The 18,751-nt window shown below is 41.1% G+C and carries 19 protein-coding genes and 2 other annotated features; of the genes, 6 read left to right on the forward strand and 13 right to left on the reverse strand.

Annotated elements, in window-relative coordinates; translation table 11 throughout:
* Positions 1–47 precede the first annotated feature (47 nt).
* Positions 48–623: a CotY/CotZ family spore coat protein gene (locus BN988_RS12045; protein WP_036577050.1), complete on the reverse strand. Its 576-nt coding sequence runs from the start codon at positions 621–623 to the stop codon at positions 48–50.
* A gap of 427 nt (positions 624–1,050) precedes the next feature.
* Between BN988_RS12045 and BN988_RS12050 the strand changes: the two genes are divergently transcribed.
* From BN988_RS12050 to BN988_RS12060, 3 genes are all read left to right on the forward strand, one after another.
* Positions 1,051–1,812, forward strand: a complete 762-nt coding sequence (locus BN988_RS12050) for a hypothetical protein (RefSeq protein WP_036577051.1) — start codon at positions 1,051–1,053, stop codon at positions 1,810–1,812.
* A gap of 203 nt (positions 1,813–2,015) precedes the next feature.
* Complete coding sequence (locus BN988_RS12055) at positions 2,016–2,876, forward strand: AraC family transcriptional regulator (RefSeq protein WP_036577052.1); 861 nt, start codon at positions 2,016–2,018, stop codon at positions 2,874–2,876.
* Between the two features lie 67 nt (positions 2,877–2,943).
* Positions 2,944–3,138 (forward strand): SHOCT domain-containing protein, encoded by a 195-nt coding sequence (locus BN988_RS12060; RefSeq protein ID WP_036577053.1) that lies wholly within the window; start codon positions 2,944–2,946, stop codon positions 3,136–3,138.
* Positions 3,139–3,210: 72 nt separating this feature from the next.
* On the opposite strand, the gene trpA is transcribed toward BN988_RS12060, so the two are convergent.
* Genes trpA through trpE form a run of 7 tightly spaced genes read right to left on the reverse strand, consistent with a single transcriptional unit; the run spans position 3,211 to position 9,595 of the window.
* Positions 3,211–4,002: a tryptophan synthase subunit alpha gene (trpA, locus tag BN988_RS12065; protein ID WP_036577054.1), complete on the reverse strand. Its 792-nt coding sequence runs from the start codon at positions 4,000–4,002 to the stop codon at positions 3,211–3,213.
* Positions 4,003–5,199 carry a tryptophan synthase subunit beta gene (trpB, locus tag BN988_RS12070; protein ID WP_036577055.1) on the reverse strand — a complete coding sequence of 399 codons (1,197 nt, stop codon included), beginning with the start codon at positions 5,197–5,199 and terminating at the stop codon, positions 4,003–4,005.
* On the reverse strand, positions 5,196–5,810 hold the full coding sequence (locus BN988_RS12075) for a phosphoribosylanthranilate isomerase (protein WP_036577056.1): 615 nt from the start codon (positions 5,808–5,810) through the stop codon (positions 5,196–5,198). Before BN988_RS12075 ends, trpB begins: the two co-directional genes overlap by 4 nt.
* Positions 5,800–6,597, reverse strand: coding sequence for an indole-3-glycerol phosphate synthase TrpC (gene trpC, locus BN988_RS12080; RefSeq protein ID WP_036577057.1), 798 nt, complete (start codon positions 6,595–6,597; stop codon positions 5,800–5,802). Before trpC ends, BN988_RS12075 begins: the two co-directional genes overlap by 11 nt.
* Complete coding sequence (gene trpD / locus BN988_RS12085; RefSeq protein ID WP_036577058.1) at positions 6,594–7,622, reverse strand: anthranilate phosphoribosyltransferase; 1,029 nt, start codon at positions 7,620–7,622, stop codon at positions 6,594–6,596. The genes trpC and trpD overlap by 4 nt, the downstream gene beginning before the upstream one ends.
* Positions 7,594–8,205, reverse strand: a complete 612-nt coding sequence (locus tag BN988_RS12090) for an anthranilate synthase component II (RefSeq protein ID WP_036577059.1) — start codon at positions 8,203–8,205, stop codon at positions 7,594–7,596. The genes trpD and BN988_RS12090 overlap by 29 nt, the downstream gene beginning before the upstream one ends.
* Positions 8,186–9,595, reverse strand: coding sequence for an anthranilate synthase component I (gene trpE, locus BN988_RS12095; protein ID WP_231495234.1), 1,410 nt, complete (start codon positions 9,593–9,595; stop codon positions 8,186–8,188). The genes BN988_RS12090 and trpE overlap by 20 nt, the downstream gene beginning before the upstream one ends.
* A 61-nt stretch (positions 9,596–9,656) precedes the next feature.
* Positions 9,657–9,922, reverse strand: a binding site (T-box leader).
* Positions 9,923–9,959: 37 nt separating this feature from the next.
* Positions 9,960–10,206 (reverse strand) — a binding site (T-box leader).
* A gap of 148 nt (positions 10,207–10,354) precedes the next feature.
* Here trpE and ddlA point away from each other — a divergent pair.
* A complete protein-coding gene (ddlA, locus tag BN988_RS12100; protein WP_036577060.1) occupies positions 10,355–11,452 on the forward strand; it encodes a D-alanine--D-alanine ligase in 1,098 nt (365 codons plus the stop codon).
* A gap of 99 nt (positions 11,453–11,551) precedes the next feature.
* Here ddlA and BN988_RS18395 read toward each other — a convergent pair whose 3' ends face one another.
* Together BN988_RS18395 and BN988_RS12110 are read right to left on the reverse strand one after the other, a co-directional pair.
* Positions 11,552–11,989, reverse strand: coding sequence for a UPF0715 family protein (locus BN988_RS18395; protein WP_315970423.1), 438 nt, complete (start codon positions 11,987–11,989; stop codon positions 11,552–11,554).
* Positions 11,990–12,076: 87 nt separating this feature from the next.
* A complete protein-coding gene (locus tag BN988_RS12110; RefSeq protein WP_036577061.1) occupies positions 12,077–12,637 on the reverse strand; it encodes a nitroreductase family protein in 561 nt (186 codons plus the stop codon).
* A gap of 340 nt (positions 12,638–12,977) precedes the next feature.
* On the opposite strand from BN988_RS12110, the gene BN988_RS12115 reads away from it, so the two are divergent.
* Entirely contained in the window at positions 12,978–14,015 is a 1,038-nt protein-coding gene (locus BN988_RS12115) for a PTS transporter subunit IIC (RefSeq protein ID WP_036577062.1), read from the forward strand.
* A gap of 78 nt (positions 14,016–14,093) precedes the next feature.
* Here BN988_RS12115 and BN988_RS12120 read toward each other — a convergent pair whose 3' ends face one another.
* The 3 genes from BN988_RS12120 to BN988_RS12130 are packed head-to-tail and all read right to left on the reverse strand — an operon-like array spanning position 14,094 to position 17,667.
* Complete coding sequence (locus BN988_RS12120; protein WP_036577063.1) at positions 14,094–15,992, reverse strand: PTS fructose transporter subunit IIABC; 1,899 nt, start codon at positions 15,990–15,992, stop codon at positions 14,094–14,096.
* 5 nt (positions 15,993–15,997) lie between these two features.
* Positions 15,998–16,918 (reverse strand): 1-phosphofructokinase, encoded by a 921-nt coding sequence (gene pfkB / locus BN988_RS12125; protein WP_036577064.1) that lies wholly within the window; start codon positions 16,916–16,918, stop codon positions 15,998–16,000.
* Positions 16,915–17,667 (reverse strand): DeoR/GlpR family DNA-binding transcription regulator, encoded by a 753-nt coding sequence (locus BN988_RS12130; RefSeq protein ID WP_036577065.1) that lies wholly within the window; start codon positions 17,665–17,667, stop codon positions 16,915–16,917. Before BN988_RS12130 ends, pfkB begins: the two co-directional genes overlap by 4 nt.
* 432 nt (positions 17,668–18,099) lie before the next feature.
* Here BN988_RS12130 and BN988_RS12135 point away from each other — a divergent pair, with 432 nt between their 5' ends.
* Entirely contained in the window at positions 18,100–18,633 is a 534-nt protein-coding gene (locus tag BN988_RS12135; protein ID WP_036577066.1) for an HD domain-containing protein, read from the forward strand.
* Positions 18,634–18,751 lie beyond the last annotated feature (118 nt).

Below are 18,751 nucleotides of genomic sequence, written 5' to 3' on the forward strand. Positions count from 1 at the left end.
TCATTAAACCCGCTTGGCTCTTTTTGAGTATGTGAAGCAATTTAACGTTAATATTCCATGTGATGATGGTTATGAGGTCTTTCATCTGCAAAAAATTCTTCATGAGGGATCGGGGTAATGGCATCTAAACAGGTGATACCGAGAAACTTTTTAAGATCTAGTGTGAGGCAGAGCCCTGTAGCAAGAAAGTCTGTAACAGGTTCATCTTCTGGGAAATATGCGCTTACCCTATGTTTATCCTTTGGATAGGGTTGAATCTCCCGACCATTTGAAATAGGAAGTAGTAGTTCTACTTTTACACAGCAATTACTATCCATTGAAAAATGTCTTGCGCGTAATACAGGAGTTTCGATGCAGCCGAAAAATGTATCATTTCTATGATAAGGTGCCTGGAAAATTCCACTTCCTATAAACGGACTGCCATCATCTTTTGTATATAAAATAAACGGGATAGTCGAGTATTGTGGATCCATACCGTCTCCCTTCCTAAGTTGGCGAATAGAATAATTCCAACCTTCCTCCTGCACCTCCTTTTGAGCCTTTACGATGTTCTGTACAGTATCACAAACACAATCTTTGGATTCCTTAAATTGAAACATATCACTGTTTCTATAATAGCCCATATTATCTCTCCTTCTGATAATGATGTCACTACTTAATGTATGTTTTCTGCACGTTTTAGCCTGTTTTCTCGTCCATTTTCTAGCTAATTGAGTATATAGTCTATAAGATTATTAATTTGTGTGGATAACCTGGGGGATTCGCAGAGCCACTTTCTGTCATTTGGCATAAACATAATATAAATCGATACAGGCCTGTAGAAGATTTGCCCATGATATTACCCCTAGATAGGACACGGGAAAGTTGGCTGATCACCAGCTTTCTTTTCTTTTTTCTTATGCTTTTAATCTACTAAAAATACGCATATGTACGGGTACATCTATCTATTCAAAATTTGATGGCTGACATATATATATAAGCGTAAGGAAGTTTTCCACAGAAATTAGTAGGCAGAAAGCTTCTATAAAATATACAAAGGGAGGATTATTAATGTATAAAAGAAACAATTTTTATAATGCATATAATGACAATCAAAATGATCATCACAGGCATGATGACCGCGATCTAGCACCAAGCAGCAGTTGTGACAGATGCCATAGCGATCATTGTAGCTGTCATGAAAGACCAAGATCACAAGGTGCTTTAGTGGAAAAGGTTATCTGTTCAAAAGATGCACACAAAACTGCAGAATTTGCTCTTCCAGCAGCTCTAGGACCGTTTGGAGCAGGAGATGCAATATTGACAGGAATTATTGGACTTTTAACTGGCCTCGTCCCTGGATTGGTAAATATCAGGGTGACGCCAAACTATGCAGGAATCGAGCAGGAAATAACTGTCCTCAAAGACACTGTAGTTAATTTTGGTTTCGTACCAGCAACTATCGATGTTATTGTAACAGGTGGAGTCGTGGAACTTAGCATTCCGATCAGAGTCTACTTCCAGGAGCATACGCACTGTCCAGGAGCACGACCAGGAGACGTAGTCTTTGAAACAGACCCTGTTGTCGAAGCGCAGCTTATACAGCCGTTAATCGGTACTGATGATGGGGGGACAGTCCTTAACTTACTTCTTTTCAAAGCAATCTTGCGCACTCACATTACGGTTGTACGTCAAGGAATCGAAAGAGACGGTAAGTTCTGTGATTTGGATACTCACGACAAGCATCGAAACGGCCCAATTCCAATCAATACACCACAAAACCTTATCACTAACTCATCCGCACTTACTGGGGGCGGACCAGCACCAGCATAGGCGATTCAAGCTTCAATTAACAACAATACAACCTCATAACAATTTTTGCATACAGCTCCGGAGCATGAAGCTTCGGAGTTTTTGCATTTTAAAATAGAGCTGATGCTATAATGATGAATAGAAATCTGTCTGTAATGAGCAGGGAATGACCAGCTATCAATTTATATGGGTGCTAAATTGGATTATAGAAAGGAAAGAAGGAAATGGAAGCATTAAATCGCATGGCTGAAAGTTTAACGTACATCGAGGAGCATTTAGGTACAGTACTAAACGTGGAGGACGCTGCTAAGATTGCCTGCATGTCCAAGTTTCATTACCAACGGATGTTTACGATGCTGACTGGATATACGGTAGGAGAATATATTCGAAAAAGGCGCCTAACATTAGCGGCCCAGGAGTTACTTCATTCTAATACGAAAGTAATTGATATAGCAATGAAGTATGGGTATGAAACACCGGAATCATTTTCCAAAGCATTTCGCAAGGTACATGGCCTCAGCCCCTCATCTGTGCGTAAGTATGATCAGCCATTAAAAGCCTTTCCGAAACTCTCCTTTCAAATTCAATTAAAGGGTGATGAAGAAATGGATTACAAGATTGTAGAAAAGGATGCTTTTTCTGTAATGGGAAAGAGTATCAAGACATCACTGGTCGATGGCCAAAACAAATTAGAAGTTCCGGTATTCTGGGAAGAGTCCAGAAAAAATGGATTGGACAACGAATTAGCAGTACACGCTGGAGAGATGGGGATTATGGGAATTTGTATGGATTTTGATAAGGAGCAGGAACAAGTGCGCTATTTTATTGGTGCAGAGAAATCAAACACGGAAGTACCGGATACATGGGAAGAAGGCATAATTCCGGCAACTACATGGGCCGTATTTCCTGTGAAAGGACCGATGCCAAAAGCGATACAGTATGTGTGGGAGCGGATCTTCTCAGAATGGTTTCCATCAACAGGATACGAACATGGTGGAGGGCCAGAAATAGAGGCATACCAAAAAGGGGATCCTTACCATGAGGATTATTATAGCGAAATATGGGTCCCGATTGTAAAAAAATAATATACCCACGTTCAATGTGTAAAAAGAGCAGTTACGGGGCAATGTAATAGTGAGAAGGAGGGCTTATATGCTTGGTTTTTTCACGGAACCTTATGTTCGAATAACTCTTACTATCATTGTTCTCGTTGTCATTTTTATTATTCTTAGTCGTAACAAAAGGAAAAAGGCTACGGATTCGCTTTCTATTTTGCAGGAGCGGTATGAAAAAGGAGAGCTGAGCAAAGAGGAGTATGAAGAATCTCTCAAGAGACGTGGGAAATAATGAAGGATGTGCGACAACATCCTTCATTTACCCTAATATCTGTTCCTTACCAAAGAAAGAAGGAACAGGTATTTAGCCTATTATTGCTGGATGTGTGGTATCTTGAATCAGCTGTTGAATCTTTTCAGTATTTCCCCGATGAAAAAGCTCCACAATGGTACTACCGACAATAACGCCATCACAATAGCTACTTAAAGTCTGAGCCTGTGCCGGAGTGGATACACCAAAACCGGCAAGAACAGGAACGGAACTGTTTAATTTAAGCATTTCCAAGTAAGCTTTTACCTCCTCGCCATATGCTTCACGTGCTCCTGTCGTACCCGTGACTGCTACGGCATATAAGAAGCCCTCCGATCTCTTGGCAATTTCTATTAGTCTATCTTTTGTACTTGTTAAAGCTGCCAATCTAATAAAGGCTAGGGATTCGCTTTGCAGTTCATCTGCTATAAACTTCTCCTCCTCGATTGGTATGTCTGGTACGATAACACCATCAATCCCAGCTGTGGCACAATCCTGTGCAAAGGAGGCCAATCCGTAACGATACACAGGGTTCACATATGTCATCAAAATGATGGGAACCTTTCGTTCATCTTTAAATGCCTGTAAAGCTTTCAAGACGCCAGAAAGGGTCGTGCCATTCTCCAAGGCCCGCTTTCCTGCTGCTTGAATGGTAGGACCGTCAGCGACAGGGTCAGAAAACGGGATGCCTATTTCAATAGCTGCGACTCCGCAATCTTGTAGAAAGAGAACACGTTCTTTTAACACTTCTAAGCCGCCATCACCTGCCATAATATAAGGTACGAAAAGGTTATCCCCTTTAGATTGCTTTTGCTTAAAATAGTTTTCCATGTTGGCTTTTCCCATTTACTTTCCCTCCAGTGTATTTTTTACTTGCTCCACATCTTTATCACCGCGCCCAGAAAGACATATCACAATTTTTTCCTGGGGATCCATTTTTGTTGCAAGCTTCAGGGCATAGGCAACAGCATGCGCGCTTTCGAGTGCTGGTATAATCCCTTCTGTTCTTGATAGAATCTGAAAAGCCTCTAGTGCCTCTTCATCTGTAATCGAGGTGTAGCTCACGCGCTTTAATGCGTGCAAATGACTATGCTCAGGGCCAACACCAGGATAATCTAGACCGGCTGAAATAGAAAAGGCTTCTTCAATTTGTCCATGGTCGTCTTGTAGTAGGTGTGTCATCGTGCCATGAAGAATGCCAATACTCCCACTTGATAGGGTGGCAGCATGCTGCTTTGTCTCAATGCCAGCTCCCCCTGCCTCTACGCCGTAAAGCTTCACTCCATCATCCTCGACAAATGGGTAAAACATTCCCATCGCATTACTTCCCCCGCCTACACAGGCAATGACTGCATCAGGAAGGGATCCAGTTTGTTCCACTATTTGCTGTTTGGTCTCATTTCCAATGACAGATTGCAAATCGCGCACAATTTGTGGGAAAGGGTGTGGACCAACAACGGAACCGAGGATATAGTGTGTATCCTCTACATTATTTACCCAATAGCGTAAGGCTTCATTGACAGCATCCTTTAGGGTACCGCTTCCCTGTGATACACTGCGAACCTCTGCCCCAAGCAATTCCATCCGAAACACATTTAGTTTTTGCCTGCGTATATCTTCTTCTCCCATAAACACAATACATTCCAGATCCAATAAGGCACATACAGTAGCGGTGGCGACCCCGTGCTGACCAGCACCTGTTTCTGCGACAACCTTCCGTTTCCCCATCCGTTTTGTCAGCAGGGCCTGGCCAATTGTATTATTAATCTTATGGGCGCCAGTATGATTTAGATCCTCTCGCTTTAAATAAATCTGCACACCAGACAACTTTTGCGTTAAGTGCTCGGCAAAGTACAGAGGTGTTTCTCTGCCAATATATTGTTTCAAGTAGTAGTCCAAGCTTTCTTGGAATGCAGGATCCTGTTTTGCTTTTTCGTAGACAGCTTCTAATTCAAGTAGAGCAGGCATTAACAATTCGGGTACAAACCTTCCTCCAAAATTACCATATCTTCCATTTTTGTCAGGTGCCGTATAGGTTGTCATTTAATCGCTTCCTTCCGTTTAGCATTCATAATAAATTTCATTATCTTCTCACTATCCTTTTTTCCAAGCGTTTCAACACCACTGGAGACATCGACGCCTAACGGGTTTGCCTCTTGTATGGCCTGTGAAACGTTTTCGGATGTCAATCCTCCAGCAAGTAGAAAGTTATTGGGCTTAAATGCTAGATCTTTAATAAGGTTCCAGTCAAAAGATTTGCCATTGCCTCCACGATATCTTCCTACTGGACTGTCCAATAAGTAATAATCGCAAGGGTAGTCTTTCATCTCTTCCACGTTGCCATCTCCTACAGAAAAAGCTTTTATGATTGGGTAAGATAGTTCTCTAGCAAGAGAAGCTGGTTCATCTCCATGTAGTTGAATGTAATCAAGGTTTACTTCCTCAGCAATCTGCTCCATCGTCTCTTTTGTTTCATTTACAAATACGCCAACTTTCTTAATAGTAGGGGGGAGGTGAGTTCCAATCTCAGCAGCAACCTTTGGATTAACTCTTCGTTTACTGTCTGCGAAAACAAACCCGATAAAGTCTGCTCCCGCCGTTACCGCAGCCTCTGCAGCTTGATCTGTCTGGATTCCACAAATTTTAACGAGCATTTTCTGTACTCCCTTCTATTATTTTCGAGACTCGTAATGCTTGAAAAGTTCCCTTTAGATCTTTGGAGCGCATCAATGTCTCCCCAACCAGAATGGCCCTCGCGCCAGCTGTTGCAGCCAATTGGGCATCTGCGCTTGTTTTTATCCCGCTTTCGCTAACCAAAATGGATTTGGGCCTAGCAAGTCTAGCTAATTTTTCCGTTGTGTGGAGATCTACTTCAAAGGTTTTTAGATTTCGATTATTAATTCCGATGAAATCAGGATTAAGTTTGTTGGCTAACTCCATCTCTTTTTCATCATGTACCTCACAGAGCACCTCAAGATCAAGTTTTTTGGCATAGTCATAAAGCGCATTTAGCTGTTGTTCATGCAATGCCGCTACGATAAGCAAGATGATACTAGCTCCAGCTGCTTTTGCCTGGTCAATTTGTACAGGATGTATGATGAAATCCTTGCACAATACTGGAAGATTCACAGCATTGCTTACCGCCTGAAGGTCTTCCATGGAACCATTGAAGAATGTCTTATCTGTCAGGACAGAGATAGCTGCTGCACCATAAGCTTCATATTGCTTCGCTTGAGTGACTGGATCTACTGTCAGGGAGATAGCTCCTTTTGAAGGAGAAGATCGCTTTATTTCCGCAATAACACCAAGCTGATTAGAAGTAATAAGGGCTTCGCTTAGGGGTGTTACTTTCTTTCTAGAATGTTCTTGATCAAACGTTTGATTTAGCAATGAAAATACTTCTTTTTCCTTTTGCGCCACTATTTTTTCTAATATTGTCATGAGACCACCTCACCGATCAGTTTCCTGCTGTAGCTGACCAAATTTTCTAGTCGCTCCAGAGCGGCTCCTGATTGAATACTTTCTCTTGCAAGCTCCACAGACTCACGAATTGTTCCGGCAGCCCCGTTTGCATAAAGGCCTAAACCAGCGTTTAGTAAAACCGTATCTAAATAAGGCCCAGGTATTCCCCGTAAAACTTGTTGGGTTATTTCCGCGTTATCTGCAGCACTCCCACCTTGTATTTTTTCATTTGGCACCACAGGTAGACCTACCTCTTCGGGGTGAAGAGTGAATGATGTTACATTCCCTTCTTCAAGCAGGACGAGATGGTTTTCGCCTGCAAGGGAAGCTTCATCCATATAGCCTGCGCCATTAACAACAAGTGCTCTGCGGCGCCCAAGTTTTTTCAAAGCTTCTGCCAACATGGGCAGCATATCTCTTCGGTAGACTCCAAGCAGCTGTGTATCAAGCTGAACTGGATTTGTTAGTGGTCCAATCAAATTAAATACAGTAGGGAGACCAAGATCTTTACGAACTTTTGAAAAAGGCTTCAATCCAGCGTGAACATGTGGGGCAAATAGAAAAGCAATATTGTTTTCCGTAAGCATTTCTTCTACATGCTCCTTGGCAAAAGAGAGAGAAACCCCTAAATGTTCCAAGACATCGGCACTGCCTGTTTTACTGGATATACTCCGGTTCCCATGCTTGGCGACAGGGATACCAGCTCCTGCGATAACAAAAGCAGCTGTTGTACTAATGTTAAAGCTATTAGATTGATCCCCACCCGTGCCGCAATTGTCCATTACGTTAGTAATACGCGTTCCGTTAAATGTAGAGTGGCTACGAATCACTTCTACCATTCCGGCTATTTCCTCTGGCGTTTCCCCTTTTACTCGTAATGCTGTTAGAAAGGAGGCAATCTCAGATTCTGACACCCCGCCATTAATGCATGAGGTCATCAGCCCCTGAATTTCTTCTGTTGTTAAATTTTCCTGGTTAATTAGTTTCTCTAGATATTGTTTCATAGGAAAACTCCTCTCTTATCCCCTTTAAAAAATTGCGAATCACATTTCTTCCTTCCGTTGTACCAATCGATTCAGGATGGAATTGCACGCCATATAGAGGGAGGCTTTGGTGCTTTATTGCCATGATCTCACCATCCTCCAAAGACACTGCCGTAATTTCAAAAACATGGGGCAATGTGTTTTTTTCCACCACATAGGAGTGGTAGCGCATCACCTCAAGTGGCTGACTTAAATTACGAAAAAGCCCGGAGTTTTGGTGGGTTATAAGTGATGTCTTGCCATGCTTCATTTGTTTAGCCTTTCTTAAAGAGCCTCCAAGCGCTTCAGCAATCGCCTGATGTCCTAAGCAAATCCCAAGGATCGGTATCTTTTGGTAAAAATAAGAAACAAGTTCAAGACAAATGCCAGATGCAGCGGGAAGGCCAGGACCAGGGGAGAGGATGATGGCTACTGGAGCTAGACGTTCCACTTCTTGGATGCTAATCGCATCATTTCGATACACATGCACTTCCTCACCTTCTTCGGAAACGTATTGATAAATGTTATACGTAAAGGAATCATAGTTATCTAGTAACAGGATCAACGTTGGCCACCTCCATAAGTGATTTTGCTTTGTTTAAAGTCTCCGCATATTCGTTTTCCGGAAGGGAATCATGTACAATTCCTGCACCTGTCTGCAAGTAGGCAATCTCATTTTTTATGACAAGGGACCTGATAGCTAATGCAATGTTGATGTGTTGGTTAAAGCCAATATAACCAATACCCCCGGCATAGACGCCTCGTTTTGTATCTTCTAATTGATTAATAATTTGCATGGCCCGAATTTTAGGTGCACCGGAAACTGTGCCTGCTGGTAAGCAAGAGATCAGAGCATCAATGCTAGATAAACCCGCCTTCAATGTTCCTTTTACTTCGGAAACAATATGCATAACATGCTGGTATCTTTCAATTTTCATAAAGGTAGGAAGAGAAATACTACCAATTTCACAAACACGACCAAGGTCGTTTCGGCCAAGATCAAGGAGCATACGATGTTCGGCAATTTCTTTCTCATCATCCAGGAGATCATTCGCCAATTCCTCATCCTCTTCTTGTGTTGCACCTCTTGGCCTTGTGCCTGCTATCGGATTTGTTAGAATTTCTTTTCCATTCGTCTGTATCAAGCTTTCTGGAGAAGCACCTAGCAAGATGTAATCCTCAAAATCAATATAAAACATATAAGGTGACGGATTAGCCTTTCGTAGCTTGCGATAATAAGAGAAAGGATCACTTTTCATTTGGGCCTTCATCCGTTGGGATAACACGACCTGAAATATGTCCCCCTGCTCAATGTATTGTTTAGCGATTCTCACCCTTTCTTCAAAAATAGCCTGTGAGATGTCTGGCTGAAAGCTAATGGGTTCGTGGTCAATGCCTTGATCTGGAAAGGGTTCACTTAATGTTTTCTTTAAATTTTCCAGCCGAGAGTGTAACGCTTGCTCTGATTCTTGGTCTGGGTTCATAGCAATTAAATAGATTTCTTCATTTCGATGATCAAACGCAATGATTGTCTTAAAGAGCATAAGATGAATGTCCGGCATCTCCAGCTGATCTTGCAGGGCTTCTCCTATTGCTTCAAATTGTCGAATAGCATCATACCCGATATAGCCTATCGCTCCACCTTGAAAAGGGACAGGTAGATCTGTTTCTAGCGGGGGAAGATTCTCCTTCAAGTACGCTAGAGCTTCTTGGGAATATTGTTCGTCTCGGCATCCTTCCTTTTTGACTAGCGTCACATTATCATGGCCGATAATCTCTTTGTAAGGGTTACAGGCAATGTAAGAGTATCTTCCTTTCGTTTCATGTTTGAAGGAGCTTTCTAAAAGTACTTTCTTGGACCCAGGCAATCGCTGGAAAGTAGAAATAGGTGTTAAAATATCAGCATTTATTTTTAAAAACTTGTAATGAACAAACTGTTTCACTGGGCTTTTCAATGTTATTCATCTCCTTTACTTTTAAATAAAAAAATCCTCTATAAACGCAAATACTGCGTTTATAGAGGACGATTGTGACCGCGGTGCCACCTCTCTTGAAAAGAGAATCTTTCTCTTTTCATCTTGTTCAGATACGGAAGCCCAGATGTTATGGGAATCGATATCCTATCCGTGTAACGGCGGAACTCCGTGTTTTCCTACTTAAAAAACATGTTCAGAAAACCTCTTGTAAGTCCATTCAGCATACCTATTCGTACTGGATCCCACCAATTCCAGCTCTCTGAAACGACTTTAGTATACCTACTTCTCTTACATAAACGATTTTAGATATTTAATTTTTTCCAAACAAAAAGGCCCCACATCCGAAAAGGACGAGGGACCGTGGTACCACCTTTATTAGCTGAAATACAGCTCACTTTAGCAACATCGGGCATGCATTGCCCAATATTCGTCTCGTGTAACGATGAGACCTGTTCGCCAAAGCCTACTGCATACTGGTTCGGTTTGGAAGCTCAGAAGCCCATTCACCTAAATGTCCACACTGATTCTCACCAACCATCAGCTCTCTGCAATGTCTAAACTAGGTTACTATTCTTCTTCAACGCTCATTAGATTAAGTTGATTGAAAATAATGATAAAGGCTTTGCGAATAAAAGTCAAGGTTTTTTTCGATGAAATTTTTCTGTGTTACCCTTCTAGTTCTCCCAAGCATTCTTGTGGTATGGTAAAAATATATTTCGATGGAAGGATGTTAGATGAATGGGGAAGAAGAAGGTTGGAATTATTTTTGGAGGCAAATCCGCAGAGCACGAAGTATCCTTACAATCTGCTAAAAATATAGTGGATGCTATAAATAAAGAGTTATTTGATGTCGTCTTAGTTGGTATAGATAAAAAAGGAGAATGGCATATAAACGATGCTTCATCCTATTTATTGAATGAAGAGAACCCTAAATTAATAGAGTTAAATAAATCAAATGATGCAGTTGCGGTAGTCCCAGGAAAAGGAAATGGCCAGCTAGTAAAAGCAGGTGACGCTACTCCGTTAGAACAGCTTGATGTTATCTTTCCGATTGTACACGGAACATTAGGTGAGGATGGAAGTTTGCAAGGAATGCTGAGAATGGCTAACCTCCCATATGTTGGGCCAAATGTTCTATCTTCGGCAGTATGCATGGATAAGGGGATTGCAAAAGTAGTACTTCAAGAAGCAGGAGTGGAAGTAGCCAAAGGGTTCTCCTTTAATCGGGCGAAGAAAGACACCATCTCTTTTGAAAAGATAGAAGAGGCCTTAGGTACACCCGTTTTTATTAAACCTGCAAACCAGGGATCTTCTGTAGGGGTGACCAAGGCTACGACAAAAGAAGAGTTTATAGCTGGTGTAGAGGAAGCCTTTCAATATGATTATAAAATTATCATTGAAGAAATGATTAATGGTCGGGAAATTGAATGTGCAGTATTAGGAAATGCTACTCCTAAAGCATCTGAACTTGGTGAGATACTCCCTCAAAATGATTTCTATTCGTATGAATCCAAGTATATTGATGAAAAGGGCGCAGAGCTATCTATTCCAGCAAAGCTTGAGGAGGAGAAGGCTGCAGAAATAAAAACTACAGCAATTCAGGCATTCCAAGCGTTGCAGTGTGAAGGTCTGGCAAGGGTAGATTTCTTTTTAACACCAGAAGGAAAAATCATTGTAAACGAGGTAAACACTTTGCCAGGATTTACGAAAATTAGCATGTATCCTAAATTGTGGGAAATAAGCGGTCTGGAATATACAGATCTTATTACAACATTAATTGACTTGGCAATGGAGCGTTATGAAGAAGATCAACAGTTGAAAAGTACGGTGTGGTGATAAGAATTAATATGTAACGACTTAAAATGTTGAATCTCTAAAAACCTATAAGAATTTTGGTGAGATTTATTTTTACTAGAAAGAGGAACCATTTTCCATTTATGAATAGTTCCACTGTAATTTTTTATCCTTTAAAAGAATAGAGTCTAGTAACCAAAAAACAATAGAATGAAATGTAGAGATTAAAAACACTTGGGTTAAATCAGGATTACCATATATTAAAAATACTAGCATTGTTACTAGGAAAGCCACTGTAAAATAACTAAGAAGCTGTTTAACAGAAAAGAGTTTAGGTCTCTTTCTTAACCATATTTGAACTGGTACTGCAAAAATTAGAAAGCAAAAGAAATAAATGATAAAAATAATGATAAATCCGATATAACTAAAGTGAGGATATAAAAGCATAAAGTAAAATAAACTTGCTAAAACGGAGGAACCCGTTAAGCAAATGAATACTAGTGCAATAATGTTCAACACCACCTCTGTGAGCAATTGATTTACCAAATAAATATCTGTTGATAAGTATAAAGATGGCACCAAATAGAGAGGGTTGTACCCTAAATCTATGGTGCCATTTAATGCATCAACATGTTATAAAGTTGATTTCTTATAAGCTCTTTAATGTTAGCCTTCAAATCGAGTGAACTTTTCAGTGATTGGCAGTCGTTCTTTTAAGGCTGGTTGTTCATCAAAATAGCCTAAATGAACAAAGCCAACGATTTTTTCTTCATCGCCTATATTTAAAATTTCTTTTACTTTCGGGTCATAAATGTGAGGGTTCGTCTTCCAAACGGCTCCGAGCTGTCTTTCCCATGCAAGTAACCAAAAGTTTTGGATCATAGAAGCTACTGCGCCGTAGTTCTCCTCCCATTGCTTCGGTATTTCTGGTTCATCCATCACCACGACGAGAATAGCATTTGGTTCGTTGAGGTAATCCTCGCGATTTTGTTGTCGTTCCTCAGGATAAGTAGAAGCGATCTTTTTGGCAAAAGTCCCTAATTTTTCAGGTCCAACAAAAATAAAACGCCATGGTTGACGCAGACCGTGAGTTGGTGCCCACACTGCATCCTCCAGTAAGTCCAAGATAACTTCTTCTGTTACAGCTTTATCATTATAGCCTTTTTTTACTGACCGACGCTCCCGGATAGCCTTTGCCAGTGCAGTTTTTTTGCCTGTCGTATTCATTTTATGCCTCCTGGTCATGCGTATGCATAATTGATAATAGTTTTTACTTAAATTGTATCGGAATAAATAGGGAAAAGCAACTTGCCTTCTTTTTTGCACACTAGCAAAGTATAAAATTTTAGCCAGAAAGCAATTACGATGCAGTTAAAATTTTAATGTTCCAAGTATAAGAAAAACATAAACATTCGCTAAAAGACGAGCGTTTGTGGGTTTTTCTAAGCTACAGATAGAAAAAAGGCTTGATAAATACGTGGCTCCCCGTAATAATAAGAAGAGGAAAGGGCTTTCTAGTTCATTTAATGTGATTTGTTTCACATAAGCTAACGAAAGGGGTGAAAAAATGAAAGCATTTCTAAATAAAAAAGGGGTTTCTCTATCCATAAAGGAGTACCTCATTACGGCGTTAAGCTACATGGCATTGGGATTATTTTCATCTTTAATTATTGGACTTATTATGAAGACACTTGGAGAGGAGCTCATTAGCGGTTTTTCACCATCGCTAGGAGCATCCATGGCTGAAATGGGTAGCTTTGCGATGGATACGAAAATTATGGGCGGTGCGATAGGCGTCGCAATCGCTTATGGTCTCAAGGCTCCACCGCTTGTCTTGTTTTCGGTATTATTTGCTGGTGCTTATGGGGCGGAGCTTGGTGGGCCAGCAGGAAGTTATGTTGCTGCACTACTGGCAACAGAAATTGGGAAAATAGTTTATAAGGAAACACGGGTCGATATTATTGTGACACCTTTTGTTACCATTGGTGCAGGCTTTTTAGTCGGCTCCTTTATTGGACCACCAATTAATACATTTATGCTTGGCTTTGGTGAAGTAATTAATTGGTCGACTACGCAGCAGCCTTTCATCATGGGCATATTGGTAGCGGTGCTAATGGGCTTTGCTTTAACGGCACCAATCTCGTCAGCAGCTATTGCCATTATGCTGTCCCTAGATGGATTAGCGGCAGGGGCAGCTACCATCGGCTGTGCTGCACATATGATTGGATTTGCAACCGCAAGTTTTAGGGAAAATGGTTTTGGTGGTTTTATCGCCCAAGGAATCGGTACTTCTATGCTTCAGGTTGGGAATATTATTAGAAAGCCGATCATCTTGCTTCCACCGACCATTGCCGCGATCGTATTAGCACCGTTGGCCACAGTATGGCTACAACTGACAAACAATGCCTCTGGTGCAGGAATGGGGACAAGTGGGTTGGTTGGACAAATCATGACATTTGAATCAATGGGCTTTTCAACAGGGGTTTTCTGGAGTGTTTTGCTGTTACACTTTATTGCTCCTGCGCTTATCAGTCTGCTCATTTCGGAGTTATTGCGAAAGAAGGGGTTGATCAAGCAGGGAGATATGAAAATTACTTATGAGTAGGCGAGTGTTAAAGAAAAACGAACTAGCTACATAAAAGAGGTGCCGATACGTCTCTAAAGACGGGAGGCACCTCTTTGTTTAAACTATTCTTTTCTTAAGTACACCTGCTAGTAATGCTGCTACAACAGCACCTATGATAATAGCAAGTGCATAGAGCAAGCCTTTTGCTAATCCACCTTCAACAAGACCGATTACGAAGATTCCGCCGTGTGGGGCACGAAGTCCAATATCGAATAGCATCGTTAAACCACCAGTTACAGCACCACCTGCCATTACAGATGGGATAACACGAGCCGGATCGGCTGCTGCAAACGGAATAACACCTTCTGTAATAAAGCAGGCTCCTAACACGTAAGCTGTTTTCCCGGCTTCACGTTCTGTTTTAGTAAATTTGTTCTTAAACAAGGTTGTCGCGATTGCCATTCCTAATGGAGGGACCATTCCAGCTGCCATTACGGTTGCGATAAACGTATAGTTACCAGCATCAAGCATGGCAATACCAAATGTATAAGCAGCTTTGTTAATTGGTCCACCAAGGTCAAAGCCCATCATCGCACCTAAAATAATACCGACAAGCACTTGATTTGTTCCACCCATTCCCTCTAGGAAGGAAGATATACCAGTGTACACCTGAGTAAGTGGAGGGTTAATTAGCATCATAATGATTCCAGTTATGGCGATACTAAATAACGGGAAGAATAAAACGGGCTTTAAGCCTTCTAAAGCATTAGGCAATCTAGAGAATGCCTTTTTAACAAATAGTGTTACATAACCAGCAAGGAAACCTGCGATTAAACCACCAAGGAAGCCAGATCCACCATCCGCGCCATCAGCTCCTGACACGGTGATTGCAATTAGACCACCGACCATACCAGGTGCAAATCCTGGACGCTCGGCAATACTTGAGGCGATAAATCCGGCAAGAACTGGTACCATTAAGAAGAATGCTTTTCCTCCACCAATGGTATTTAACATTGCTGCGAATGCATTATAGCTATCACTGTCTGGGTCGGTTGCTTCAATTCCCCAGAAGAAGGACAGGGCAATTAAGATACCACCACCAACTACGAATGGTAGCATATTGGATACACCATTCATTAAATGCTTGTAAAAACCGCTTTTACCACCTTTTTCTGCTGATTCATCTTTTCCGCCCTCATGTTTGTACACAGGAGCATCTTGTTTAGCAGCTCGTGTTAGCAAGCTGTTAGATTCATGAAGGGCTTTTCCAACAGGTGTTTGAATCACATGCTTCCCATCAAAACGAGCCATTTCTACTTTTGTATCAGCAGCGACAATGATTGCGTCAGCTTCTGCTATTTCTTCCTCTGTTAGACGGTTTTTAACACCACTTGAACCATTTGTTTCTACTTTGATGTTAATTCCCATTTCTTTTGCTGTCTCGTTAAGCTTTTCAGCGGCCATATACGTATGCGCAATTCCGGTAGGGCATGCCGTTACAGCAAGGATCTTTTTAGAATCTGCTGGTGCATCCGTTACAGGCTCTTCAGGCTCTTCTAGCTCTGCTTCTTTCTGGTTAACCGCTTCTAAAATATGATCGACAGATGTCGCTTCATAAATTTTAGTTCGAAACTTTTCATCCATTAAAAAGGTAGACAAGCGGGAAAGTGCCTCAAGATGTGCATTATTTGCCCCATCTGTTGCTGCGATCATAAAGAAAAGGTGAGCAGGCTGTCCATCCAAAGAATCGTAATCAATTCCATCTGCAGAACGTCCGAAAGCAATTGCTGGCTCCTTAACTGCTGCTGATTTAGCGTGAGGGATGGCAATCCCTTCCCCGATTCCTGTCGTGCTCTGTTCTTCTCTACCAAGTATTCCTTCTGTGAATTTTTGTTTGTCCTGTAATTTCCCAGCACGGTCTAGCTGGTCAATAAGTTCGGTTAGGACATTTTCCTTTGTATTTGCCTGCAAATCAAGAATGATGGTTTCTTGTTTCAGCAATTCTGTTATTTTCATGTCAGTCACATCCATTCTAATGTTTCTATTTTGACTTCATCCACTAACCGGATAACATCTTTCTTCTCACATAAATCCGTTGTAAAGGCCGTAGCGCTTCCTGTTGCTACACCGTATTGAAAAGCAGCGCTTGTATCATGGTTCATTACATAGGAGGCTAGGAAACCGGAAACGAGTGAATCCCCTGCACCAACTGTATTTATTGCTTGTCCCTTTGGAGCAGTTGCGGCCAGTACCTGCTTCTCACTAACTAATATGGCACCCTCACTACCCAGGGAAACAATGACATGCTGGATACCAGTTTCAACAAGCTTTTTAGCATAGATAATGGCATCCTGCTTAGAACGTATGGTTACATTGAAAAGCTCGCCTAGTTCATGTTCATTTGGTTTAATGAGAAAAGGTTTCTCTTGAATAAGCTCTTTTAATGCTGGGCCAGAGGTATCGAGCACAAAGGGTACATTATTTTCTCGACATGTTGCTAAAATCCTTCGGTAGTCGTCCATTTTAATGGAATTGGGTAAGCTCCCAGCAAGTACAAACCAGTCATTTGTTGAGAGTGTTTGTATCTTGGCTGTCAATTGGGCGAATTGGCCTTCCGTAATATTTGGGCCGGGACCATTTAATTCTGATTCTGTATCAGCTTTAATTTTCACATTTATTCTTGTAATATCTTTTGTCTGTATAAAATCTGTTTGGACACCTTCCTGTTTAAGGAAGTCCATTACATAATCTCCTGTGAAGCCACCAGCAAAGCCGGTCGCGGTTGTATCAATTCCTAGACGTTGAAGGACCCTGGATACATTAATCCCTTTTCCGCCAGGGTAGTAATAGACCTCATTCGTTCTATTCAGTTCCCCGCTTTGAAATGATGGAAGGTAAGTAGTGTAGTCAATGGATGGTGTCATGGTGCATGTGTAAATCATATGTGTATCACCTCTACTGTTTTCATTGCGTTAAGTTCGTTCTTTATCTCTTCAGGTAAATTTCTTGTGATTAAAATAGCCTCATCCAAATCAAAGATTTTTGCAAAGTTAACCTTATGTAGCTTGGAATAATCTGCGAGTGCATAAGCCTTTTTTGCAAAGTTTGCTGCATGCTGTTTTACGCTTGCTTCCTCAGGATCTGGCGTTGTGTAACCGAATTTCAAATCAAAGCCGTTTACACCAAGAAAGCATTTATCAAAACGATAGTTTTTAATCGACTCTATTGCTTGTGAGCCAACAAGTGCACTAGTTTTTGCTTTTATTTTTCCACCTGTTAAATAGGCGGCTATGTCATGCTCCATTAAACGTTCTACTAAATTAATACCATTTGTAACAACGACTATATCTTTATGTTGTAAAAAAGGAATCATCTGAAAAGTGGTAGTACCGGCATCAAGAAAAATGCAATCTCCATCTTCTACTAAAGAAGCGGCATGCTGTGCGATTCTTTTTTTATCTTGAAGGTTTTTGGTTGATTTCTCCAAAATGCTCATTTCTCGAATTTTTTGCTCCGTCCATGTAGCGCCACCATGGATTCTTGATAACATTTTTTTCTTCTCTAATTCTGTTAAGTCACGTCGGATTGTCGATTCTGATGCGTTGGTTGCTTCAATCATTTCTTGAATAGTAACAGTCTGCTTTTCCTTGAGAAGATCAAAGATTATGGATTGTCTTTCCGTTGTTAGCATAGTGGGTCACTCCAGTACGATTGATTCATCCAAATTATAAAGTAAACGATTGCAAAAATCAACCAAAATCAATCAAAAACAATCAAAAATAATCAAACAAACAAGGAGATTGTTTGAAATAGCAGAAAATAGGTAATTAATCTATTGCAAAAGCCTTTTATAAATGATATAGTCATAAAAATTTACCCCGGGGCAACCGGCCGTAAGACTCCCACTTCAAAACATGAGGTGAAACTGTGATGTTTAAATGGAGTAAACGGACGTTAACACCCCGATTCGTTCAACTAACAATCAGTGGGAGAAGAATGAAAACCCCCACTGATAGAAGTTTCATTTTATATAAAAAGGAAGGGTGAAGCTTGTAGCTAGCTGTTACTATATTTAGGGACAACGTTATCCACTTTACCAACATGTAAAAAAGGAGTGAAAGATATGAGGAAAGTCACCTTAGAAGAGGTATTCAGCCATCCTATTACGCAAAAATATCTAAAGCGTTCAGGCATTGCTCATGCAATTTCCGTTACGGAATATGCGTTTATGTTTGCCAAAAAATACAATGTCAATACAGATCACGCTACAAAGGCAGCATTATTACATGATGTGGGGCATTACACATGGTACAGAGACGGAGAATGGGATTACGACCTTTACAAGGAAAATGATATTCATGCGATAAAAGGTGCGAGTCGCGCACATAAGTTGTTGGTCAGAATTGGTGAAGATCGGTTGGCGGCGAAGGAGATTGCTGTGGCAATACTTCTTCATACAGATTCTTATCTCCCAGAAGGCGATCTGCAACTAAAGCCACTACAACAGGTGGTGCACATGGCGGATGAAGCCGATGAAGAGGTAGGGGGGAATCATCATTACAAGAAAATGGAAGACCCCGTCGCATTGGAGCGGATTCGTGAACTAGACAGGCAAATAGACCAAGTGGAAAGAGAAAGGGAAGAGGGCATTAGTTAAGGGGCCCATTACAAACAAATCCCCTAGCCTTTCCCTACATAACTCCATTGATATGACTACGTTAAAAATAAAGATACATTCTGTTTTTTTATGCCCCCTCGTTTTAAAGAAAAACAAG

This window comes from Oceanobacillus picturae, from assembly GCF_000612865.1.
GTDB lineage: Bacteria > Bacillota > Bacilli > Bacillales > Amphibacillaceae > Oceanobacillus_B > Oceanobacillus_B jordanicus.

Bases quoted from the DNA above. Each gene is read 5' to 3' on its own strand.
- BN988_RS12135 (WP_036577066.1), top strand. From the start codon at position 18,100: ATGAGGAAAGTCACCTTAGAAGAGGTATTCAGCCATCCTATTACGCAA.
- BN988_RS12055 (WP_036577052.1), top strand. From the start codon at position 2,016: ATGGAAGCATTAAATCGCATGGCTGAAAGTTTAACGTACATCGAGGAG.
- BN988_RS12115 (WP_036577062.1), top strand. From the start codon at position 12,978: ATGAAAGCATTTCTAAATAAAAAAGGGGTTTCTCTATCCATAAAGGAG.
- BN988_RS12075 (WP_036577056.1), bottom strand. From the start codon at position 5,810: ATGCTCGTTAAAATTTGTGGAATCCAGACAGATCAAGCTGCAGAGGCT.
- ddlA (WP_036577060.1), top strand. From the start codon at position 10,355: ATGGGGAAGAAGAAGGTTGGAATTATTTTTGGAGGCAAATCCGCAGAG.
- trpC (WP_036577057.1), bottom strand. From the start codon at position 6,597: ATGACAATATTAGAAAAAATAGTGGCGCAAAAGGAAAAAGAAGTATTT.
- BN988_RS12060 (WP_036577053.1), top strand. From the start codon at position 2,944: ATGCTTGGTTTTTTCACGGAACCTTATGTTCGAATAACTCTTACTATC.
- BN988_RS12110 (WP_036577061.1), bottom strand. From the start codon at position 12,637: ATGAATACGACAGGCAAAAAAACTGCACTGGCAAAGGCTATCCGGGAG.
- BN988_RS12045 (WP_036577050.1), bottom strand. From the start codon at position 623: ATGGGCTATTATAGAAACAGTGATATGTTTCAATTTAAGGAATCCAAA.
- trpB (WP_036577055.1), bottom strand. From the start codon at position 5,199: ATGACAACCTATACGGCACCTGACAAAAATGGAAGATATGGTAATTTT.
- trpA (WP_036577054.1), bottom strand. From the start codon at position 4,002: ATGGGAAAAGCCAACATGGAAAACTATTTTAAGCAAAAGCAATCTAAA.
- trpD (WP_036577058.1), bottom strand. From the start codon at position 7,622: ATGAAACAATATCTAGAGAAACTAATTAACCAGGAAAATTTAACAACA.
- BN988_RS12130 (WP_036577065.1), bottom strand. From the start codon at position 17,667: ATGCTAACAACGGAAAGACAATCCATAATCTTTGATCTTCTCAAGGAA.
- BN988_RS12120 (WP_036577063.1), bottom strand. From the start codon at position 15,992: ATGAAAATAACAGAATTGCTGAAACAAGAAACCATCATTCTTGATTTG.
- BN988_RS12050 (WP_036577051.1), top strand. From the start codon at position 1,051: ATGTATAAAAGAAACAATTTTTATAATGCATATAATGACAATCAAAAT.
- pfkB (WP_036577064.1), bottom strand. From the start codon at position 16,918: ATGATTTACACATGCACCATGACACCATCCATTGACTACACTACTTAC.